The organism is uncultured Arthrobacter sp. (assembly GCF_964021775.1).
In the GTDB taxonomy this organism is placed as follows: Bacteria; Actinomycetota; Actinomycetes; order Actinomycetales; family Micrococcaceae; genus Arthrobacter.
The window spans coordinates 22,062-41,378 of the sequence record NZ_CAXHZI010000006.1 but is presented as its reverse complement, the minus strand read 5'-3'; the positions used below and the strand labels follow the sequence as shown (position 1 = coordinate 41,378).

Sequence of the window (19,317 nt, the reverse complement as noted above, 5' to 3'; positions counted from 1 at the left end):
TGCCGCCAAGGCCCGGTCAATCCGGGCGGACGCCACGGTTCTTCTCGCAGAGTGACCAAGGCCGGTGCAAAGTGCGCCGGACTTATTCAAGATCCACAATGAGGAGAATTAAATGGCACAGGGAACCGTCAAGTGGTTCAACGCTGAAAAGGGCTTCGGCTTCATTACCCCGGATGACTCCGACGGCGATGTCTTCGTTCACTACTCCGAAATCCAGACCGGCGGCTTCAAGACCCTCGACGAGAACCAGCGCGTTCAGTTCGAGATCGGCCAGGGCGCCAAGGGCCCCCAGGCTACCGGCGTCACGCTGGTCTAGTCTCCCCGGCAGGACTGCCGCCGGCAGTCCGCTCGGATAATGATCCCCGGCATTATTGCCGGGGATCATTTTTTTGCTGTTGAATGGCGCGCGCCGCCGCATTGTTTGTGGCGTAATGCCGGCGGTCCGCTAAATCGCAGCGGCCTCAGAATTAGCGCACCAGGGTGCGGAGCAGCCGGGCGCTCTGGCGGACCGAAAGGTCCGGAAGGTACGCCCGGCTCAGCGCACGGCCTATCGCGGGCAGCTGCAATGGGTCCTGGTAATACAGGTACAGGGTGCGGTACTCCGGTTTGAACCGTGATTTGAATGCGGCCAGGGACCGGAATCCGTACACCGGCTCCAGCGCCCGGCCCACCACATCGAGTATTCCGGCGAGGCCCTCGCCGTCGCGGGGGCCAGCGCCGTCCGACGGCGGCTCCTCCCTGGCCAGCGGGGAGCCGGAGAGGGAGATCACCTCCACCGAATCACGGAGCTCCAGCACGGCCGAGGCGACCAGGAACTCCATGGCACCGGGAAAAGAATCTCCGCGCCGGCGCATCACATCCAGCGTCCAGCTCACCAGCCGCCCGCCGTCGAAGACCGGCAGCCAGCTGGTCACTCCGTGCACGCGGCCCCCGGCGTCCACGGCGAGGCAGCAGAGCACTTCCTCGTCCTCGAGCGAGTCCAGGCTGCCCAGGGTGAATCCCATTTCCGGGACGGACTTGCCGGCAGCCCATTCCTCCGACACCTCGCTCAACTGCGCCCGCAGCGGAGCCGGGAACTCGCGGTAGCGGCCCCAGACGGCGCGGACACCGGTCTTGGCCGCCCGGTTCAGGGCCGTACGCACGTTTTGCCATTCCTTGCCCTTGAAAGTCAGCTCACGGACCGCCAGCCGGGTCTCCAGTGCCACGGCAACGCGGCGGAACCCGCGGGCCTCCAACAGCGGCCAGAGCTCGTCCGTGCACGAATAGAAGCCCGGAATCAGCGCATGCTCGTTGCAGTAGTTCAGGAACTGCAGGGCTGCGTCCGCACGGTGCGCTGCCGGTCCAAAAGGTCCCCCTACCGTGAGCGCGACGTTGCCGTGCCGCTGGTAGGCCACTCCCCCGCGGGCCTCCGGAGCGAACCAGTAGCTGTTCGGCTCCCAGAGCGCCATCCAGGACAGCGAGTCACCGCCCTGCCGGATCAGGGCCCGGGCCACTTCACGGTCCCCGGTCCCGGCGTCGGTGCCGTGGTGCCGGCGGAGCAGGACCAACCAGACACCGGCCAGCGCCACGGCCCAGAAAATGATGCCGGACCAGGCGAAGAGGAAGGCCTCGACCGCATTGCGGTTTTGGAAAACGCGGCTGTAGGTGCCGGGGATGGGCAGCGGCAGGTACTGGCGGGCCAGCTCGGCAGCGAGGCCGAGCCAGCCGCCGTCGCGCTCCAGGCCGCCGGCGGCGAACCATGCCGCGGTGTAGCCGCCCGCAAGCACCAGGAAGGTCCCCGCGACGGCCAGCGCCAGGATACGGCGGGCCCTGCGTGAGGTTTCCACCCGGAACAGGCGCCGGTTGGCAACAAGCAGCAGCACCAGCGCGAGCGGGACGGCCACCAGCGGCAGCACGTGCACAACGGCCGAACCCATAACAGCCGTGTGCGCCCGGGCGGGGTTATGCGGGATCCGGGCGAACAGTGTCAGGTACACGCTGGCCAGGGCAGTGACGCCCAGCTGGACCAGGATGGCGATCCGCAGCGCCAGCCGCCGTCCGTGCCGCATGCCGTCGGCGCAAATCAGCAGCAGCACCACGGGAACCACCGCAAGGGCCAGACCCAGCGGACCGGCGTACCCCTCCCGGCCGGCCCCGAGGCAGCCGATGTCTGCGCCGGCGCCGCAGTTCTGTTCCAGCTGGCCCAGGGTGGGCAGCGGATTGAGCACCATCTCGCGCAGCAGCGCCAGCGGTCCGGTGGGGCTTCGCACTGCCGCCGTGATGAGCGGACCCACGGCGAAGATGGCCACCGTCAGTGCCAGCAGGTTGCGGGTCTCCCGCCCGGTGGAGCGGTGGCGGTGAAGCGTGCCCTTGTCATCCTGGATCCACCAGCCGGCCATGAGTCCGGCCACGGCGCCGGCCAGGCCCACCACCGTCTCAGGATGCCCGACGTACAGCACGAGCAGCAGGGCAGCAGAGACCACTGCGGTGCGCAGCCGCCGCTGCCACAAGGCAGGCAGCAGCGCACAGGCTGCCAGCGTCACAGCGAGGATGGCCGCGTACGGGCCGATCAGCCGCGCCCCGACCATGGCGCCGAGCCAGCCGTCACCGGCGAACCGCGCCAGCTGCGTGGCGAGCAGGAACAGGGTCACAGCCGCGAATTGCCCGACCGCGAAAAAGACGGCGGTGCGCAGCGACCCGAGCCGGCGTTCGGCAATGCCCAGCAATCCAAGAATCATCAGCGATGCCGCCAGGTAGGCCAGCGGGTTGGTCGCGAAGAACAGCGAGCTGAACATGGTCCACCAGAGTCCGCCCTGCAGCCCCGGGGCGCTGACCGATGCGGCCTCCAGCAGGGACTCCGGCGGCCCGGCAAGGAAGCTGCCGGACACCACGCCGGTGGCCAGGAAGGCCGCGAGGAACGCCAGCGAGAAGGGGACCGTCTTCAGATGCCCTCCGATGCGGCTAAAGCCGCGCCTCACCGGGTGATCCCCCACCGCGGGGCCAGGAAATCAAGGCCGCCCCGCAGGCCCCTGGCGGCGACCTCCCAGGAATGGCCGGTGCCGGGGACAATCTGTTCCCGGACCGAAAAACCTGCCGAGCGGGCGGCGCCGGAGAGGACGTGCAGGTACCCGACGAACTGGGTATCCCGCTCGCCGGCGGCGAAGTAGGCGGCGTTGGAGTCAAAACGCTGTTGCTGCATCAGGTGCAGCGGGGTCTGCCGCTCGAAGGCTCCGCTGTCTGCGCCGAACGACGCCTCCACCGTTTTGTGCCGTTCCTTGGCGAGGGCCGGTTCTTCCTCGCTTGAGAAAGCCAGCGCCGCGCTGTAGATGCCGGGGTGCCGTGTCACCATCTGGACTGCACAGGTGGCGCCGAAGGAGAAGCCGCCGGCGGCCCACTTGCGCGGATCCTTATCCACGTCGAGGGTGCCGCGGATCCAGGCGGGCACATCCCGGGCCAGGAACGTGTCGGCCTGCGCGATCTTGCTGTCCATGCAGAGCGTATTGCCGTTGGGGCTCCCGTTGGGATCGACCACCACCACCACGGGCGCCACGCCCCGGTGGGCCGCCGCGAAGCGGTCCATCCGGCTCCGCAGGGCACCTCCGGTGAGCCAGTCCGCGGGTCCCCCGGGCTGGCCGGCGAACAGCACGAGCACGGGCAGCGCCGGTCGCGGGGAGTTCTGGTAGGCGGGCGGTAGGTACACGTAGGCGTCCCGGCTGCGGAACCCGGACTCGGTGCCGGGGATGGAGGCCTTGCGGACCAGTCCGGCCGCGGGCAGGGGTCCCGACGGCGTCCAGCCGGCCAGGCTCGCGGCCCGCTCCCCCGGCCGCCGCTTGTGTTCGTCGGCGAGGCTTTGGATCCGCGCGACGGCGGAACCGGTGAGGTCGCCGACCGTGTGGTTCAAGCCGAAATAGCCGTTGATCTGCACCGCGGAGAGTGCCAGGACGCCGGCGAAGGCGGCAGCGGCCGCCGTCATGGGCAAGCCGGGGCGGGCGGGCCGCGGCCGGGCGCGCCAGGTTCTCCAGGCGCGGTGCAGCGCCAGCAGCAGGGCGGCGACGGCAGGAACGGACCAGCCGAGGACCTCGGACGGAAGCACGTCCGGGAAGACGGCTACGGCGTAGACCAGGAACCAGTGCACGCCCAGGACAAGCGCTGCGGCGGGAACCAGGGCGGCGAGTGCAGCGGCGGCAGCGTGGAGCGCCGGAGTGCGCCGCCGGCCGCGCGGCCAAAGTAGGTACAGGGCGCCCGCGATTCCGGCGACCCACGCGGCCCACAGCACCGGGCCGTCGACGATCCGGAGGTCCTCGGCGAAACCCACCGGGACTAGCGCCAGGTGCCGACGCCGATGACGGGTCCGGCCTCAAGCCAGGAGGACAGCCCGGTGTAGGCGTCGAACCTCATCGCCAGCAGGACGTCCCGGCCCTCATAGCGCAGTTCCACGATCACGGTCTCGGGCTGCACCTTGACCAGTTCGGATTCGGTCGGTTCACGTCGGCCCAGCAGTTCGAGCGAGCTGCGGCGGAAGGTGTGCTTCGGCCGCACGCTCAGCGAGGCGAGGCGGAACCATTCCAGGTCGTTGTCCTGATAACGACAAACCCCCATCTGCCAGCTGTTTCCAGCCACGCAGATGGAGGCGTCCACCGTGCCCAGGGCGCGCCGCAGATTGAAGCGGCGCACCCCGGAAAGGCACAGTGCAAAGACCAGCAACGCAAACACGGTTGCCAGGACGATGAACGGAAAACCAGTAACGTTCATCAAGGTCGGGCTAGCGGATCCCCGCAGTAGCCGCGTCGCCCATTTGGGCGTTGTCAGCAACAATGACGACCCTGTTGTTGTCCACGGAGAAGAACCCACCGTCGACGACTACAGCAATGCGGTCACCGGACACCGGCTCAATCGCCAGTTCACCTTCGGCCAGAATCGCCAGCAGGGGCGAGTGGCCGGGCAGGATTCCGATTTCACCATCGCTGGTGCGGGCCTTGACCATCTTGGCCGCTCCGGACCACACGAAGTGGTCCGCTGCGACAATCTCAACCTCAAGCTCAGCCATATTACTTGGTCTGTTCCTGGATCTTGGCCCACTGGCGCTCTACGTCATCCAGGCCGCCGACGTTGAAGAACGCCTGCTCTGCGATGTGGTCGAGGTCGCCGTCGCAGATCGCGGTGAAGCCTTCCACGGTGTCCTTGATGGACACGGTGGAGCCTTCGACGCCGGTGAACTGCTTTGCCGTGTAGGTGTTCTGCGAGAGGAACTGCTGGATACGGCGTGCACGCGACACGACGATCTTGTCCTCTTCGGAGAGCTCATCGACACCGAGGATGGCGATGATGTCCTGGAGTTCCTTGTTCTTCTGCAGGATCTGCTTGACGCGGACGGCCGTGTTGTAGTGGTCGTGGCCGATGTACTGCGGATCCAGGATGCGCGAGGTCGACGTCAGCGGGTCAACGGCCGGGTACAGACCACGGGAGGCGATTTCACGGGAAAGTTCCGTGGTCGCGTCGAGGTGTGCGAAGGTCGTGGCCGGAGCCGGGTCGGTGTAGTCATCTGCGGGAACGTAGATGGCCTGCATCGAGGTGATGGAGTGGCCCTTGGTGGACGTGATGCGCTCCTGCAGGAGGCCCATCTCGTCGGCCAGGTTGGGCTGGTAGCCCACGGCCGAAGGCATGCGGCCGAGGAGGGTGGAAACCTCGGAGCCTGCCTGGGTGAAGCGGAAGATGTTGTCGATGAAGAGCAGCACGTCCTGGTTCTGCACATCGCGGAAGTACTCCGCCATGGTCAGTGCGGACAGGGCCACGCGCAGACGCGTTCCCGGCGGCTCATCCATCTGGCCGAAGACAAGGGCGGTGTCCTTGAGGACGCCGGCCTCTTCCATTTCAACCCAGAGGTCGTTGCCTTCACGGGTACGCTCGCCAACACCGGCGAACACCGAGGTGCCACCGAAGTTGCGGGCAACACGGGTGATCATTTCCTGGATCAGCACGGTCTTGCCGACGCCGGCACCACCGAACAGACCGATCTTGCCACCCTTGATGTACGGGGTGAGGAGGTCGATCACCTTGATGCCGGTCTCCAGCATCTCGGTCGAGCCTTCCAGCGTTGCGAAGGCCGGAGCCTTGCGGTGGATCGGCCAGCGTTCGCTGATCTGCAGCTCGGACTCGGTCACGTCCAGGGGCTGGCCCAGCACGTTAAAGATGTGGCCCTTGACGCCGTCGCCGACGGGCACGGAAATCGGGGCACCGGTGTCCACCACGTTGGTGCCGCGGACCAGGCCGTCGGTCGCCTGCAGCGAGATGGCGCGGATGAGGTTGTCGCCGAGGTGCAGCGCAACTTCGAAGGTGATGGTCTTGGTCTCACCGTTGAGAGTAATCTCCGTGGTGAGTGCGTTGTAAATCGAGGGGATTGCGTCAGCCGGGAATTCGACGTCGACAACCGGGCCAATAACACGTGCAATACGGCCGGTGGCACCGGACGTTGCGGCTACGTGTTCGGTAGCAGTGGCAGTCATCTCTCTCACTTCACTCAGTAGATGGCGTGGGCGGTTAAGTTTGTTCTTTGGTGCAGGTACAGCTGGGTCCGTAGCGGGCCGGCTAGGACGCGTTCAACGCGTCGGCGCCTGCCACGATTTCGGAAAGCTCCTGCGTAATTTCAGCCTGGCGGGCAGTGTTGCGCAGACGCGTGTACTTCTTGATGAGCTCCGTAGCGTTGTCACCGGCGGATTTCATTGCCCGCTGGCGGGCTGCGAGCTCGGAAGCTGCGGCCTGCAACATGGCGGCGAAGATACGTGACTCGATGTAGCGCGGCAGCAGGGCATCGAGAACCTGCTCCGCCTCCGGCTCGAATTCGTACAGCGGCAGGAGCTCCGATTCGGAGGCAGCCTGCTCTTCGACGACCTCAAGCGGGAGCAGGCGGATGACCGTCGGCTCCTGCGTCACCATGGACTTGAAGCGGGTGTACACCACGTGGATCTCGTCGACGCCGCCCTCTTCGTAGGCCGTGGCGAAGTCCTCCAGCAGTGCTTCGCCGACTTCCCGCGCCGTCTCGAACTGCGGTGCGTCCGTGTTGCCGGTCCACACACGCTCGTAGGGGCGGTTCCGGAAGTCGAAGTAAGCCTGTGCCTTGCGGCCCATGACGTACGTCTTGACTTCCTTGCCTTCCTCGTGGAGCAGCTCGGTGAGGCCTTCGGCCTGCTTGAGCACGGTGGCCGAGTAGGATCCTGCAAGGCCGCGGTCGGAGGTGATGACCAGGACGGCGGCGCGGCGGATCTGCTCCGGCTCGGTAACCAGCGGGTGGTCGATTTCGCTCTGGCTTGCGACAGCAGAAACGGCACGCGTGATCGCGTTTGCGTAAGGCAGTGAAGCCGCTACGCGTGCGCGGGCCTTGCCGATGCGCGAGGTAGCGATCAGTTCCATCGCCTTGAAGATCTTGCGCATCGACGTCGTCGAGCTGATCTTCTGGCGGTAGACCCGGATCTGGGCTCCCATACTTATCCTTTCCTAAGATCCCGGTGGCCGGGACTGCCGGAACCCGGTGGGGTTCCGGCAGTCCCTGCCAGCGAAACTAGCGCTTCTGCTTGACGATTTTTTCCTGGTCGACCTTGTCCTCGTCGATCGGGGCGTACTCCTCGTGCCCCGCACCGACCAGGTAGCTGTCGCCCTCGCCGAAGAAACCCTTCTTGAAGTCCACGATCGCGGTCTTCAGCGCCTCTGCCGTGTCGTCGTCCATGACGTTGGTCTGGGCCAGCGTCGTCAGGATGGAGGACTTGTGCTTGAGGTGCTCCAGGAACTCGGTCTCGAAGCGGTTGATGTCTTCAACCGGAACGTCGTCGAGGTAGCCGTTGGTGCCGGCCCAGATGGAGACGACCTGGTTCTCGACCGGGAACGGCGAGTACTGGCCCTGCTTGAGCAGTTCCATCAGGCGTGCGCCGCGGGTCAGCTGCTGGCGCGATGCCGCGTCGAGGTCCGACGCGAACATTGCGAACGCCTGCATGTCGCGGTACTGGGCCAGTTCCAGCTTCAAGGTACCGGAGACCTTCTTCATCGACTTCACCTGCGCGGCACCACCAACGCGGGACACGGAGACACCCACGTCGACGGCGGGACGCTGGTTGGCGTTGAAGAGATCCGACTGCAGGAAGATCTGGCCGTCGGTGATGGAGATGACGTTGGTCGGGATGTAGGCGGACACGTCGTTCGCCTTGGTCTCGATCAGCGGCAGTCCGGTCATCGAGCCTGCGCCCAGTTCGTCGGAGAGCTTGGCACAACGCTCCAGCAGACGGGAGTGCAAGTAGAAGACGTCGCCGGGGTAGGCTTCGCGTCCCGGCGGGCGGCGCAGCAGCAGCGACACCGCACGGTAGGCCTCGGCCTGCTTGGAGAGGTCATCGAAGACGATGAGGACGTGCTTGCCGCCGTACATCCAGTGCTGGCCGATGGCCGAACCGGCGTACGGTGCCAGGTACTTGAAGCCGGCGGGGTCGGACGCCGGGGAAGCCACGATGGTGGTGTATTCCAGGGCGCCGTTGTCTTCCAGCGTCTGGCGGACGGCCGCAATCGTGGATGCCTTCTGGCCGATGGCGACGTAGATGCAGCGGACCTGCTTGTTCACGTCGCCCGAAGCCCAGTTGGCCTTCTGGTTGATGATCGTGTCGATGGCGATCGCCGACTTGCCGGTCTGGCGGTCACCGATGATCAGCTGGCGCTGGCCGCGGCCGATCGGGATCATGGCGTCGATAGCCTTCAGACCGGTCTGCATCGGCTCGTGGACCGACTTGCGCTGGGTCACGCCGGGCGCCTGGAGTTCCAGGGCGCGGGTGGTCTCGGCCTTGATATCGCCAAGGTCGTCGATGGGCTGGCCCAGGGGGTCAACCACGCGGCCGAGGAAGGCGTCGCCGACCGGAACAGAGAGAACCTGTCCGGTGCGGTGCACTTCCTGGCCTTCTTCGATGCCGGTGAAGTCACCGAGCACGATGACGCCGATTTCGCGGACGTCAAGGTTCTGGGCCAGGCCCAGCGTGCCGTCTTCGAAGCGAAGCAGCTCGTTCGCCATGACCGAGGGAAGGCCCTCAACACGGGCGATGCCGTCACCTGCGGTTGTTACGCGGCCAACCTCTACGCGCTCTGCGTTTCCGGGTTCGTAGGACGCCGCGAACTCGTTCAACGCATTACGGACGTCGTCGGCGTTGATGGTCAATTCGGCCATCTGCAGTCCCTGCTCTCCTGTTTTCGTGATCATCGTTGCTCACGATGACCGGGGTTTCTTGTCGGTAAGTTGTGCTTGTCCGGCTAACTAAGCAAGCTGACGCTGGAGCTGGCCCAGACGGGCGAGGACCGAAGCGTCAACCACTTCGTCGCCGATCTGGATCCGGATACCACCGATCAGTGCCGGGTCAACGTTCATGTTGATCTTCAGCTCGCGGCCGTAGAGGGCGTTCAGGCCCGCCTGCAGACGGTCAGCCTGCGCCGCCGTCAACGGACGGGTGACGCTGACCGTAGCGATCCAGCGCTGCTGGCGCTTGGCTGCAAGCTCGGCAAAACGGCTGACGAGCTTGGTGGCCTTGAGCCCGCGGGGCTGCGAAACTGCCTGTCCGATAAGGACTTTCGCTTCCTCGCTTGCGCCGGGAACGAGCTTTTCGGCGAGGGCAATCTTGGCCGCCGGGCTCGCTTGCGGCTCGGACAGAGCACGCTGTACCTCGTGGCTGGAGTCCACGGCATGGTTGAAGGAGAACAGATCGTTCTCCAGCTCTTCCAGTCCGGTGATTCCCGAGGCAGAGACGGCCGACTTGTTTTCAGCAACGGCAATTACCACCGAAGCGGCAAGAGTCTCGAGTGCATCGCCGATGTCCCGGGCCGACGCCCAGCGCGAGCTGGCCAGCCCGCCCGCGATCTCCGCAGCGTCGGCGGAAACTTTCCCGCCGAAGAGCTGCTTGACCAGCGCCGACTTTTCGTCACCGCTGCGGGACGGGTCGGTCAGGGCACGGCGCAAGCCAGCCGAGCTGTCCACCGTTCCCAGGATTCCGAAGAGTTCCTTTGCCAACTGCAGCGAGGCGTTGGGAAGCTTGGCTTCCAACGCGACCAAGGCCGCCGTCAGCGATTCGCTCGATACACCTGCCATTACTTAGCTGCACCTGCGTTCTGGTTCTCCAGATCTGCCAGGAAACGGTCAACCACACGGGCCGAACGCGCGTCATCAGTGAGCGACTCACCAACAATGCGGCTCGCCAGCGTGGTTGCCAGCGTGCCAACCTCCGAGCGGAGCGACACGACGGCCGCCTGGCGCTCGGACTCGATCTGCGCGTGTGCCTGGGCGGTGATGCGGGCAGACTCTACGGCTGCCTTCTCCTTCAGATCCGCAAGGATCTGTGCGCCTTCGGCGCGGGCTTCCTCGCGGATGCGGTTGGCCTCGGCGCGGGCATCGGTGAGCTGCTGCTTGTACTCTTCGAGGGCGGCGGACGCCTCTGCCTGGGCCTGCTCGGCCTTGGCAATGCCGCCTTCGATGGCCTCGGCTCGCTCTGCGAAGGTCTTCTCGAACATCGGGACCACAAGCTTGATCACGATGCCCATGAGGACAGCAAAGCTGATGATGACAACGAGCATTTCCCAGATGTTGGGGACCAGGGGGTTAGCGCCCTCTGTGGCGGCTGAGACAATCAGCTGCTTCATAATTCCCGTCCTTATCTACTAGGTTCTGGATGTTCGCTTTTTCTGAAGTTCAGACTAGAGAACGAAAGCGAAGACCAGGCCCAGGATGGCGAGGGCTTCAGTCAGCGCGAGGCCAAGGAATGCGATCGGCTGCAGGACGCGCTGGGCTTCCGGCTGACGTGCCACGCCGTTGATGTAAGCGGCGAACACGAGACCAACACCGATACCACCGCCGATTGCGGACAGACCGTAACCTACGAGGTTGAGATTGCCTTCCATTTTTTTCCTTTCAAGATGCCATCTATGTGGCAGGTTGTTTGGTTTGCTTCATCCCCGCGAGGGGAAGATTTGGGAGCCTAGTGGCTGTCCGCGTGCAGAGCGCCTTCGATGTAGATGGCAGTCAGCAGGGTAAAGACGTAAGCCTGCAGCGCCATGATCAGCGCTTCCAGCATGTACATGGCGATCGCGCCGACCAGGACCAGGACCGAGGTGCCCTTGAGGAGCACGTTCTCCTGCATGACCAGGTACTCGATGCCGGAGCCGGCAATCATCACGATCAGGTGGCCGGCCAGCATGGTGGCGAACAGACGGAGGCTGTGCGTGACCGGGCGGACCAGGAAGTTAGAGATGATCTCGATCGGGATAACGATCGGAAGGATGTAGACCGGGACGCCGCTCGGAACGGTGGCCAGCTTGAAGTAGCGCAGGCCGTTCTTCTTGATGCCGATCGCGATCCAGGTGACGTAGACGATGCCGGCGAGCACATAGGCTCCGCCGACGTGCGAGAAGCTCGGCAGCTGGATTACGGGGATGGCGCCGTAGATGTTGTTCACCAGGATGAAGAAGAAGAGGCTGAACAGCAGCGGGACGTACTTCATGAAGTCTTTGCCGCCGATGATGTCCTTGGCGATGCCGTTGCGGACGAAGCCGTAGGCGGCTTCACCCGCGAACTGCAGCTTGCCGGGAACGAGCTGCTGCTTACGCGCAGCCAGCACAAAGAACGTGGCGATAATGACGACCGAGAGGATCACCAGCAGCATCTGCTTGGAGAATCCTTCGGCCGCACCCCAGGGCAGGATAGCCGGCAGGTGCATTTCTTCGATTCCAGGCGGCGTGAAAGTTCCTGAATCTTGGGCCGGGAGCGCAAGCGCGATCAACGCGTTTCCTCTCTGCAGTGTCCATCATTGGGCGTCGGTCGGGGACCGGCGACAATTACGTCGGCCTTTCCCCCTGTGAAATTATTTGGCATTACTGTTCCTCGTCCTGGGACGGGCCACCTGCAGGATTGTCTTCACCGGTTGATGTGCGCGAACTGGTGAGGCCATGCATATGAGAAAGATAGAACCCGCCCGCAGCTCCAAGCAGGGCGCCTGCGAGCACAATCCAGCGGGTTCCCCACAGATTATCCAGACCCCACCCTATCAAACTCCAGACGATGATTCCGCCAACAATGTAGCTGAAGACGGCGATCCCGGCGTTGTATCCGCCGTCGGCGCCGTCGCTTGATACACCGGGAGCGCCGTCGGTTGTTTTGGGGGTCCGTAGCGTGTTGGCGGGAAGGTGGCTGCGCTTGTTTTTGCGGTTACGCATCGGTTCCGCCTTCCGGGATTTCGGGGTCGTTGTAGATCTGCAGCCGTGCCTTGCCGAAGCCATAGATCTCGGCCGCCTGCCAGAGGACCACCGTGACGACGGCGCCGATCAGGAACCAGCGGCCGGACAGCCAGGCGGGCGCGCCAACGGCAAACAGCACCACGGCGAAGCCCACGACTTTGATGAAGTAGGTGGCAACGAAAAGCCCGATCGCCCCGGAGGAATGGTTGCGGCCGCCGAAGTGGCCGACCAGCAGGCTGATGGCGAAGAAGACCATCACCAGTACGCCGCCGAAGAGGGCCGACAGGGCCGCTTCGAGTCCGTCAAGGAACAGCGCGGCGACTCCGGCCAGCAGCAGGGCGGTGCCCGCGGCCGCCGCACTGAGGGCGAGCAGCTTCAACCAGAGCGAGGTGGTGGGGCCGGAGCCGCCAACGGAACCGCTGCCGGACGTGCGTCCGGAATCGGCGTTGGAGGTCATGGGATCCCAATCGTCGCAGGTGGTGGGGGCAGGAACGCGGCGATATGCCGCCCCTGAATTCTACACGAGATAGAACATCCCTAGGCCACCGGGAGGCGGGTGACCTTCGTCCGCCGGCGGAAGCGGCGGATCAGGTCCGGGGAAGCCAGGTACAGCACCAGAACCAGCAGGCTGCCGGCCACGCAGAGGGCGACGACGGGCAGCGCGGCGGTTGCCGCGGTGAAGCCCAGCACAATCACGGCGATGGTGCAGGCCGTGACGACGGCGGCCGATTGCAGGTGCGAGAAGCCGACGTCGGTAAGCCGCTGGTAGACGTGCTCGCGGTGCGACGCGTACCAGCGCTCCCCCGCCTTGATCCGGCGCAGCAGGGTGTATCCGGTATCCGCGGCGTACACCAGGATCGGCGAGAGGACGTACTCTACGTAGACGCCGCTGAGGAAGCCGGCCACGGCGAGGGCCGCGATCGAGGCGCCCAGCAGGTAACTGCCGACGTCGCCCAGGAAGACCGAGCCGCGGCCCAGGTTCCAGGGCAGGAATCCGAGGAAGGCCATCGCCAGCACCGTGCCCCCGGCGGTCAGCCAGGGTTGTCCCCCCAGCAGGCCGGCCACCGCGTAGGCAGCGCCGGCGGTGACACCGTGCAGGCCGGAAATCCCGTTGATGCCGTCCATGAAGTTGGCGATGTTGACGTAGGCCGCGATGGCCACGGCCGCCAGCGGCAGCCACCAGAGCGCCTGCGACGTCAGCACGATCAGCGCGGCGGAACCGGCGGCCCCGATCCCCAGCTGGGCGGCCGCGCGTCCCCGGATGGACAGGCCGCGGAGATCCTCGATCCATCCCACCGCGGCACTCGTGGCGATGATGGCCAACACAACGGCGAAGACCGAGCGGTCCACCGTGACGAGGCCCACGAGCACCGCGGTGAGGTACCCGATCGCGGTGGCGAGGGCGGCAGCCATGCCCATGCCGCGGATGGTGGCCTGGTGATGGGAAGAACGCGCGGAGGGAATGTCGACGACGCCCAGCCGGACCAGCCACGGCTTCACCGCGAACGGCAGCAGCAGGCTGGCCAGCAGGGTCGTCGCGGCCACGACGGCCAACGGGATCACGAGGCCACCCGCACAGCCCCGGCCTCGTCGGCTTCGTCGTCGGGGATGTCGGCGATGTTTGCGCCCTGCTCGGCCTCGCAGCGGGCCAGCCAGACATTGAGGTCCAGCTTCGCCGGGTCCTGCTCGGACGCACGGGTGTGCGAAATTTTCGGATGCAGCGGGCGCTGGTCCAGTTCGCCGGTGCCGACCAGTTCCTCGTGCAGCTTCTCCCCCGGCCGCAGGCCGGTGTAGATGATGTCGACCTTCTTGCCGGACATGGCGATCATCCGCTGGGCGACGTCCAGGATCTTCACCGGCTCGCCCATGTCGAGGATCATCACGTCGCCGCCCGAGCCGATCGCGCCGGCCTGGATCACCAGCTGGCAGGCTTCCGGAATCGTCATGAAGAACCGCGTGACTTCGGGATCGGTGACCGTGACCGGGCCGCCGACCCGGATCTGCTCGGTGAACAGGGGCAGCATTGAACCGCGGCTGCCCATCACGTTGCCGAAGCGGACGGACACAAACGTGCTGGCGGTCTGGCCGGCCATCCACGCGGTCAGCTTCTCCGCGACCCGTTTGGAATGGCCCAGGGCGGTGGTGGGGTTCGCGGCCTTGTCGGTGGAGATGTTCACAAAGTGCGAGACGCCGGCCCGCTGGGCGGCGCGCAGCACGTTCAGGGTGCCACAGACATTGGTCTTCCACGCCTCGACGGGGTATTGCTGGAGCAACGGCGCATGCTTGAGTGCGGCGGCGTGGAAAACTACTTCGGGCCGCCGGTCCTCGAAGATGTCCAGCAGGGCCTCGCCGTCGCGGATGTTGGCCAGCACGGTGTCGCGGCCGGCCAGCAGCCCGCGGCCGGTGATGGAGATCTGGGTCTGCTGCAGCCCAGTCTCGTCGTGGTCGAGCATGATCAGTTCGGCCGGGGAGAACTGAACGATCTGGCGGCACAGTTCCGAGCCGATGGAGCCACCGGCCCCGGTCACCAGCACCCTTTTGCCCTTGATGTATCCCGCGATTTCGTCGACCTTGATGTCCACTGGCCGGCGGCCGATCAGGTCTTCGACCGCCACCTCACGGAAGTCTGAGAACCCCTCGGGCGCGCCGCCGCCGAGCATGTCCCGCAGCGGGGGCAGCACAAGCACCCGGATGTTCAGGCCCGCCACGGCGTCCGAGATGCGCCGGACCACAGAGGCCTCGACGTTGGCAAAGGCCAGAACCAGGACCGTGGCGCGGGTCCGGCGGATGATCGCGGGGAGGTCGTCGCTGCGCCCCTGGACCTGGACGCCGGAAAGCCGGAGATGCTTCTTGGCGGGGTCGTCGTCGATCAGGCCGACCGGGAAGTACGGGGAATCGGGGTCCTGCAGCATCCGGGTCAGGAGCGAGTTGCCCAGGAACCCCGCGCCGTAGATCAGGGTGTTCTGTGCACCGTCGCCGGGCCGGGTCTTGCCCTCGACGTAGAGCCGCTTGGCGTAGCGGGCGGCGCCCATAAAGAGGCAGGCGAACGGGAAGGCGATCAGGCCCACGCTGCGGCCGATGTTGATGGCTCCGTACACCACCAGCAGCGTTACGGTGATGGAGGCGGCCACGATCACCGTGACAAAGACGAGGGCCCTCGCCTCCTGGAAGCTGCCGAAGGGATACCGGCCCCGGTACAGGGCCAGGGCGTAGCCGGCCAGGATTTGGGCTATGACGGCGACGGCGGCAATGAAGAAAGCACCCAGGAACTGTTCGGCGCGGATCCCCATCTCGTAGCGCAGCAGCAGGGCCAGGGCGATTGCCACGATCCAGGACATGGAGTCCAGGAACAGCTGGATCCAAATCCAGAGGGCGGGCTTCTCGTCCCGTACTGCGGCGGGTTCGCTCGCTTCAGATTTCGTAGTCAACAGAGATTGCAACCGACTTCCACTACCACGGCGGCCATGCGCCTGTTTCAAAAATTTCCCCGCCACACAACTGTCGGACAGCGGCAGAGCCTAAAACGATACTAATCTCTTTCGCTTCCGCTGCCGGGGTACCCGTCCGCCGGAGACGGCAACGACGGCATGGGTTTCCAGCCGGTATCCGCGAGGATGGCGCGCGATTCCCGCCATCCCTGCCAGAGCAGGCCAATCCCCTTCAGGGTCCGTTCCACCACCACCAGGCGGACCAGTTCCTTCAGGTACGTCAAGGCCGTTCCGGCCCCGAACCCGAACCTGTTGAACTTGCCGTGCGCCCTCAGGTACTGCGCAACGTGCCCGCGGTTGCGCATCACGTAGCGGCGGCTGAGGTCACTGGAATCGTTAAGGTGGCGCAACCCCAGGTCCACCTGCCGCTGGACGCGCACCTTCTTGATGACGAAGGCATTCACATAGACCACCGGAGTCTGCAGCGCGGCGAGCCAGCCGTAGATCAGGTCGTCCCACGTGATGAAGAAGCGCGGGTCCGGCAGCCCGATGGTCCGGGCCAGGGATGCCTTGATCAGCATGCCTTCAAAATTTCCCACATTGGTGCGGAAGACGTCCGAATGCCGGAACACATCCCGCGAGACCGGCAGGAAGATGCCCAGCGCCTCGACGAAGTGGTGCTGCCAGAAGAAGGGTTTGCCCTTGGCGTCGTAGCGGCGGCCGATCAGGCAGGAATACTCCGGGGTAAACCTGCCCAGCGCTTCCACCGCCCCGGGGAGCACCTCGACGTCGTCATCCATCAGCCAGAGCCACTCGGCACCGGATTCCAGCGCCAGCTCGACGCCGCGGGAGAAACCCCCGGCACCGCCGGCGTTGACGCTCAGCCGCTCGTACTGGATGGGCGTGCCGCCGGCGGCACTGGCCCGGGCGACGACGTCGGCGGTGTGGTCGGTACTCGCGTTGTCCACCACCAGGATCCGCGCCGGGCGGATGCTGAGGCGGTCGAAGGAATCCAGCAGGTTCTGCAGGAAATCGGCACGGTTGTAGGTGACGACGACGGCGAACAGGTTCTCCACGGCGGCCTAGGTGTTGGTGGACATCAGTCGCGCGGGCGAGCCGAAGCCCTTGCCGCGGAAGCCGGTGGAATAGGCGCTGAACCAGCGGGCCAGGCCTTTGACGTCCCCGGACTTGAGGAAGTAGTACGGGAAGCCGACGATGTCTGCCCCGAACCAGCGCAGGTTCCGGTACTTGCGGGTCAGGTAGCCCCGGTTGCGGAAGTAGCAGTAGCGCTTGAACTCCCCCTCCGGGATGACCGGGGTGATGAAGCCGCCGAAAACCGGTTTCATCTCGGTCCAGGTGGCGGGGTGCTGCACGGCCACGGTGGCCAGGGTCCCGTACTTCAGCCCGGCCTTCTTGACGCGCGAGAGGAAGTCGACTTCGTCGCCGCGGATGAAGAACTTCACATCCGGAATGCCGATCTTATAGAAGACCTCGGTGCGGATCAGGGCGCCGTTGAAGAAGTGCACCATGTCCGGCAGATAGCCCATCGGGGCGAGCCTGGAGCGGTCGTTGGTCAGCAGCCCGTTGATCCTGAAGTTGAAGGAGAGCCGGTTGGGGTCGGCCGTGGCGGCCACGAGCGGGCTGACAATGTCCAGCTGGTGTTCCTCCGCCGTTTTGAGCAGCTCGGCGAGGCAGTTGGCGTCCTCGGGGTGGCCGTCGTCGTCCATCATCCAAATCCACTCGGCGCCGCTTGCCATGGCGGCCAGGATCGCGTAGGCAAACCCGCCGGCGCCGCCGAGGTTGGCCTCGGAGCGCAGGTAGTTGATGTTCGCTCCCCCGGCGCGGACAACGTCGGTGGCGGGAACCGTGCCGGAGTCCACCAGGGCAATCGAATGGATGGGGGCCGTCTGGGCCGCCAGCCCCTTCAGGAGGAGGGCAAGTTCCTCATGGCGGTCAAACGTTACTGCCGCGACGGCGACTTTGGGCTGCATGTCAGTTCTCCAGGGACTCGTCGGCGGCGGCGGCGGGGCCGCTGTCTGCGGGGGCGTCCCCGGCGGCGGGGGTCGCCGCGGCGGCAGGGGTCGCCGCGGCGGCGGGGGCGGCCGGCTCTTCGCCGGCTCCAAGCACGTCCGGCACTACTTCACGCAGGCGTTCAAGGCTGATGGCTCCCTGGCGGACCACACGCAGCGGCAGGGCCGTGGCGTCGATAATCGTGGACGGCTCGGCTCCGTCTCCGTCGACCGGCCGGCGGCCGCCTTCGAGGTAGACCTCCACGGACTCCGCCAGCTGCGCTTCGGCGTCGGCGGCGCTCTGCGCGGCGGGCTGGCCGGTACGGTTCGCGGAGGAGACCGCCAGCGGGCCGGTCAGGGTGAGCAGGTCCTGTGCCACTTCATCGTCCGGCAGGCGCAGGGCGACGGTGCCCTTGGTCTCGCCAAGGTCCCAGTCGAGCGAGGGCTGCGCGTGCAGGATCAGGGTGAGTCCCCCGGGCCAGAACGCCTCGGCCAGGCGGCGGGCCTCGGCGGGGACGTCGGTAGCGAGACCGTCCAGGGCATTCAGCCTGGCGATCAGCACCGGCGGCGGCATCTGCCGGCTGCGTCCCTTGGCGGCGAGCAGCAGCGTTACGGCCTGCGGCGAGAACGCGTCGGCGGCGATCCCGTAGACAGTGTCGGTCGGCATGACCACACACTTTTGCTCCCGGATGGCCCGCTGGGCGTGTTCAAGTCCTGCGGCGCGCTGCTCCGCGTCTGCGCAATCGTAGCTAGTCGTCACTGGCCTATCCTTTCATCACTGCGGGCGTCGGGTTTGCGGACGGCGCTGGTGGCGCGTTCGCGGCCGTTGAGGTCCAGGTGCGTCGCCACCTGCGACCAGAGGCCGGAGCGCTCCAGCATCGCGGCGATCCAGCCGGCCTGCACCTCGGCGTGTTCCATCACGAAGTAGCCGCCCGGCACCAGCAGCCGGGCCGCGGAGGCCGCCGCCGCCGTCGGCAGTTCCATGCCGTCCGCTCCCCCGCCGTAGAGTGCCTCCGGCGGGTCGTGCAGCGCCACCTCGGGTTCGTTGGGGACCGCCTCGGCGGGAATGTAGGGCGGGTTGGACACGACGACGTCGAAACTGCCGTTGAGTTCGGGCAGCGCGTCGCGCAGGTCGCCGCGGACCAGGTGGACGCCGAGGGGCAGCAGGTTTTTGGCCGCCCAGGCGTGCGCGAATTCGCTGAATTCCACGGCGTGTACCTCGGCGCCCGGAACCTCGTGCGCGATCGAGCCGGCAATCGCCCCCGAACCGGTGCCCAGGTCCACGATTTTGGGCCGCGCCGACGGTGCCCTGTCCTTGAGCCAGTCGATCACCAGCTGCACCACGGACTCGGTCTCCGGGCGCGGGATAAACACGCCGGGGCCGACGGCCAGTTCCAGGTAGCGGAAGTGCGCCACACCGGTGATGTGCTGCAGCGGGGTCCGCTGTGCGCGCTCGGCGACGAGTTCGGCGTAGCCGGCCGGCGCGGGCGTGTCCCCCAGTGCCAAGGCGCGGAGCCGGCCCGGGCCGACGCCGAGCAAGTGGCCGGCGAGCAGCTCGGCGTCGACTTTAGGGCTGGGCACGCCGGCGGCAGCCAGCACGGCTGTGGCCTCGCGGACGGCGTCGGCGAGGCTCAGCGCAGGCTCAGGAGTCATCACGG

At 66.1% G+C, this 19,317-nt stretch carries 20 protein-coding genes; 1 reads left to right on the top strand and 19 read right to left on the bottom strand.

What is annotated here, in order from left to right; genetic code table 11:
* Positions 1-112: 112 nt before the first annotated feature.
* On the top strand, positions 113-316 hold the full coding sequence (locus ABIN76_RS07950; protein ID WP_011692441.1) for a cold-shock protein: 204 nt from the start codon (positions 113-115) through the stop codon (positions 314-316).
* Positions 317-467: 151 nt separating this feature from the next.
* Here ABIN76_RS07950 and ABIN76_RS07945 read toward each other — a convergent pair whose 3' ends face one another.
* The 19 genes from ABIN76_RS07945 to prmC form a co-directional block, all read right to left on the bottom strand.
* Positions 468-2,957 (bottom strand): DUF2156 domain-containing protein, encoded by a 2,490-nt coding sequence (locus ABIN76_RS07945; protein ID WP_346959173.1) that lies wholly within the window; start codon positions 2,955-2,957, stop codon positions 468-470.
* Positions 2,954-4,294, bottom strand: coding sequence for an alpha/beta hydrolase-fold protein (locus ABIN76_RS07940; protein WP_346959172.1), 1,341 nt, complete (start codon positions 4,292-4,294; stop codon positions 2,954-2,956). The genes ABIN76_RS07945 and ABIN76_RS07940 overlap by 4 nt, the downstream gene beginning before the upstream one ends.
* A gap of 5 nt (positions 4,295-4,299) precedes the next feature.
* Positions 4,300-4,731, bottom strand: a complete 432-nt coding sequence (locus ABIN76_RS07935) for a DUF2550 domain-containing protein (protein ID WP_346959171.1) — start codon at positions 4,729-4,731, stop codon at positions 4,300-4,302.
* A gap of 10 nt (positions 4,732-4,741) precedes the next feature.
* Positions 4,742-5,026 carry a F0F1 ATP synthase subunit epsilon gene (locus ABIN76_RS07930; RefSeq protein ID WP_104172348.1) on the bottom strand — a complete coding sequence of 95 codons (285 nt, stop codon included), beginning with the start codon at positions 5,024-5,026 and terminating at the stop codon, positions 4,742-4,744.
* A gap of 1 nt (position 5,027) precedes the next feature.
* A complete protein-coding gene (gene atpD / locus ABIN76_RS07925; protein ID WP_138768903.1) occupies positions 5,028-6,482 on the bottom strand; it encodes a F0F1 ATP synthase subunit beta in 1,455 nt (484 codons plus the stop codon).
* Positions 6,483-6,564: 82 nt separating this feature from the next.
* Positions 6,565-7,458: a F0F1 ATP synthase subunit gamma gene (locus ABIN76_RS07920; protein WP_346959170.1), complete on the bottom strand. Its 894-nt coding sequence runs from the start codon at positions 7,456-7,458 to the stop codon at positions 6,565-6,567.
* Positions 7,459-7,534: 76 nt separating this feature from the next.
* A complete protein-coding gene (gene atpA / locus ABIN76_RS07915) occupies positions 7,535-9,172 on the bottom strand; it encodes a F0F1 ATP synthase subunit alpha (RefSeq protein ID WP_346959313.1) in 1,638 nt (545 codons plus the stop codon).
* 87 nt (positions 9,173-9,259) lie between these two features.
* Complete coding sequence (locus ABIN76_RS07910) at positions 9,260-10,084, bottom strand: F0F1 ATP synthase subunit delta (protein ID WP_346959169.1); 825 nt, start codon at positions 10,082-10,084, stop codon at positions 9,260-9,262.
* Positions 10,084-10,632 (bottom strand): F0F1 ATP synthase subunit B, encoded by a 549-nt coding sequence (locus ABIN76_RS07905; RefSeq protein ID WP_346959168.1) that lies wholly within the window; start codon positions 10,630-10,632, stop codon positions 10,084-10,086. The genes ABIN76_RS07910 and ABIN76_RS07905 overlap by 1 nt, the downstream gene beginning before the upstream one ends.
* A 54-nt stretch (positions 10,633-10,686) precedes the next feature.
* Positions 10,687-10,890, bottom strand: a complete 204-nt coding sequence (gene atpE / locus ABIN76_RS07900) for an ATP synthase F0 subunit C (protein WP_009356484.1) — start codon at positions 10,888-10,890, stop codon at positions 10,687-10,689.
* 77 nt (positions 10,891-10,967) lie between these two features.
* Entirely contained in the window at positions 10,968-11,768 is an 801-nt protein-coding gene (atpB, locus tag ABIN76_RS07895) for a F0F1 ATP synthase subunit A (RefSeq protein WP_346959167.1), read from the bottom strand.
* A 91-nt stretch (positions 11,769-11,859) separates the two neighbouring features.
* The gene (locus ABIN76_RS07890) at positions 11,860-12,201 is read right to left on the bottom strand and encodes a hypothetical protein (protein ID WP_346959166.1); all 342 of its coding nucleotides are present in this window, start codon (positions 12,199-12,201) and stop codon (positions 11,860-11,862) included.
* A complete protein-coding gene (locus ABIN76_RS07885) occupies positions 12,194-12,679 on the bottom strand; it encodes a hypothetical protein (protein ID WP_346959165.1) in 486 nt (161 codons plus the stop codon). The genes ABIN76_RS07890 and ABIN76_RS07885 overlap by 8 nt, the downstream gene beginning before the upstream one ends.
* An 80-nt stretch (positions 12,680-12,759) precedes the next feature.
* Positions 12,760-13,785: a glycosyltransferase family 4 protein gene (locus ABIN76_RS07880; protein WP_346959164.1), complete on the bottom strand. Its 1,026-nt coding sequence runs from the start codon at positions 13,783-13,785 to the stop codon at positions 12,760-12,762.
* The gene (locus ABIN76_RS07875; RefSeq protein WP_346959163.1) at positions 13,782-15,650 is read right to left on the bottom strand and encodes a nucleoside-diphosphate sugar epimerase/dehydratase; all 1,869 of its coding nucleotides are present in this window, start codon (positions 15,648-15,650) and stop codon (positions 13,782-13,784) included. The genes ABIN76_RS07880 and ABIN76_RS07875 overlap by 4 nt, the downstream gene beginning before the upstream one ends.
* 101 nt (positions 15,651-15,751) lie before the next feature.
* On the bottom strand, positions 15,752-16,726 hold the full coding sequence (locus ABIN76_RS07870) for a glycosyltransferase (protein ID WP_346959162.1): 975 nt from the start codon (positions 16,724-16,726) through the stop codon (positions 15,752-15,754).
* Positions 16,727-16,732: 6 nt separating this feature from the next.
* On the bottom strand, positions 16,733-17,641 hold the full coding sequence (locus ABIN76_RS07865; protein ID WP_346959161.1) for a glycosyltransferase: 909 nt from the start codon (positions 17,639-17,641) through the stop codon (positions 16,733-16,735).
* Between the two features lies 1 nt (position 17,642).
* A complete protein-coding gene (locus ABIN76_RS07860) occupies positions 17,643-18,419 on the bottom strand; it encodes an L-threonylcarbamoyladenylate synthase (protein WP_346959160.1) in 777 nt (258 codons plus the stop codon).
* Positions 18,416-19,312: a peptide chain release factor N(5)-glutamine methyltransferase gene (prmC, locus tag ABIN76_RS07855; protein WP_346959159.1), complete on the bottom strand. Its 897-nt coding sequence runs from the start codon at positions 19,310-19,312 to the stop codon at positions 18,416-18,418. The genes ABIN76_RS07860 and prmC overlap by 4 nt, the downstream gene beginning before the upstream one ends.
* Positions 19,313-19,317: the final 5 nt, after the last annotated feature.

What these genes read in the sequence shown, in the direction of transcription:
- atpD (WP_138768903.1), bottom strand. Translation starts at nt 6,482, where the DNA reads ATGACTGCCACTGCTACCGAACACGTAGCCGCAACGTCCGGTGCCACC.
- ABIN76_RS07935 (WP_346959171.1), bottom strand. Translation starts at nt 4,731, where the DNA reads ATGAACGTTACTGGTTTTCCGTTCATCGTCCTGGCAACCGTGTTTGCG.
- ABIN76_RS07950 (WP_011692441.1), top strand. Translation starts at nt 113, where the DNA reads ATGGCACAGGGAACCGTCAAGTGGTTCAACGCTGAAAAGGGCTTCGGC.
- prmC (WP_346959159.1), bottom strand. Translation starts at nt 19,312, where the DNA reads ATGACTCCTGAGCCTGCGCTGAGCCTCGCCGACGCCGTCCGCGAGGCC.
- ABIN76_RS07905 (WP_346959168.1), bottom strand. Translation starts at nt 10,632, where the DNA reads ATGAAGCAGCTGATTGTCTCAGCCGCCACAGAGGGCGCTAACCCCCTG.
- ABIN76_RS07920 (WP_346959170.1), bottom strand. Translation starts at nt 7,458, where the DNA reads ATGGGAGCCCAGATCCGGGTCTACCGCCAGAAGATCAGCTCGACGACG.
- ABIN76_RS07885 (WP_346959165.1), bottom strand. Translation starts at nt 12,679, where the DNA reads ATGACCTCCAACGCCGATTCCGGACGCACGTCCGGCAGCGGTTCCGTT.
- atpE (WP_009356484.1), bottom strand. Translation starts at nt 10,890, where the DNA reads ATGGAAGGCAATCTCAACCTCGTAGGTTACGGTCTGTCCGCAATCGGC.
- ABIN76_RS07890 (WP_346959166.1), bottom strand. Translation starts at nt 12,201, where the DNA reads ATGCGTAACCGCAAAAACAAGCGCAGCCACCTTCCCGCCAACACGCTA.
- ABIN76_RS07865 (WP_346959161.1), bottom strand. Translation starts at nt 17,641, where the DNA reads ATGCAGCCCAAAGTCGCCGTCGCGGCAGTAACGTTTGACCGCCATGAG.
- atpA (WP_346959313.1), bottom strand. Translation starts at nt 9,172, where the DNA reads ATGGCCGAATTGACCATCAACGCCGACGACGTCCGTAATGCGTTGAAC.
- ABIN76_RS07930 (WP_104172348.1), bottom strand. Translation starts at nt 5,026, where the DNA reads ATGGCTGAGCTTGAGGTTGAGATTGTCGCAGCGGACCACTTCGTGTGG.
- ABIN76_RS07910 (WP_346959169.1), bottom strand. Translation starts at nt 10,084, where the DNA reads ATGGCAGGTGTATCGAGCGAATCGCTGACGGCGGCCTTGGTCGCGTTG.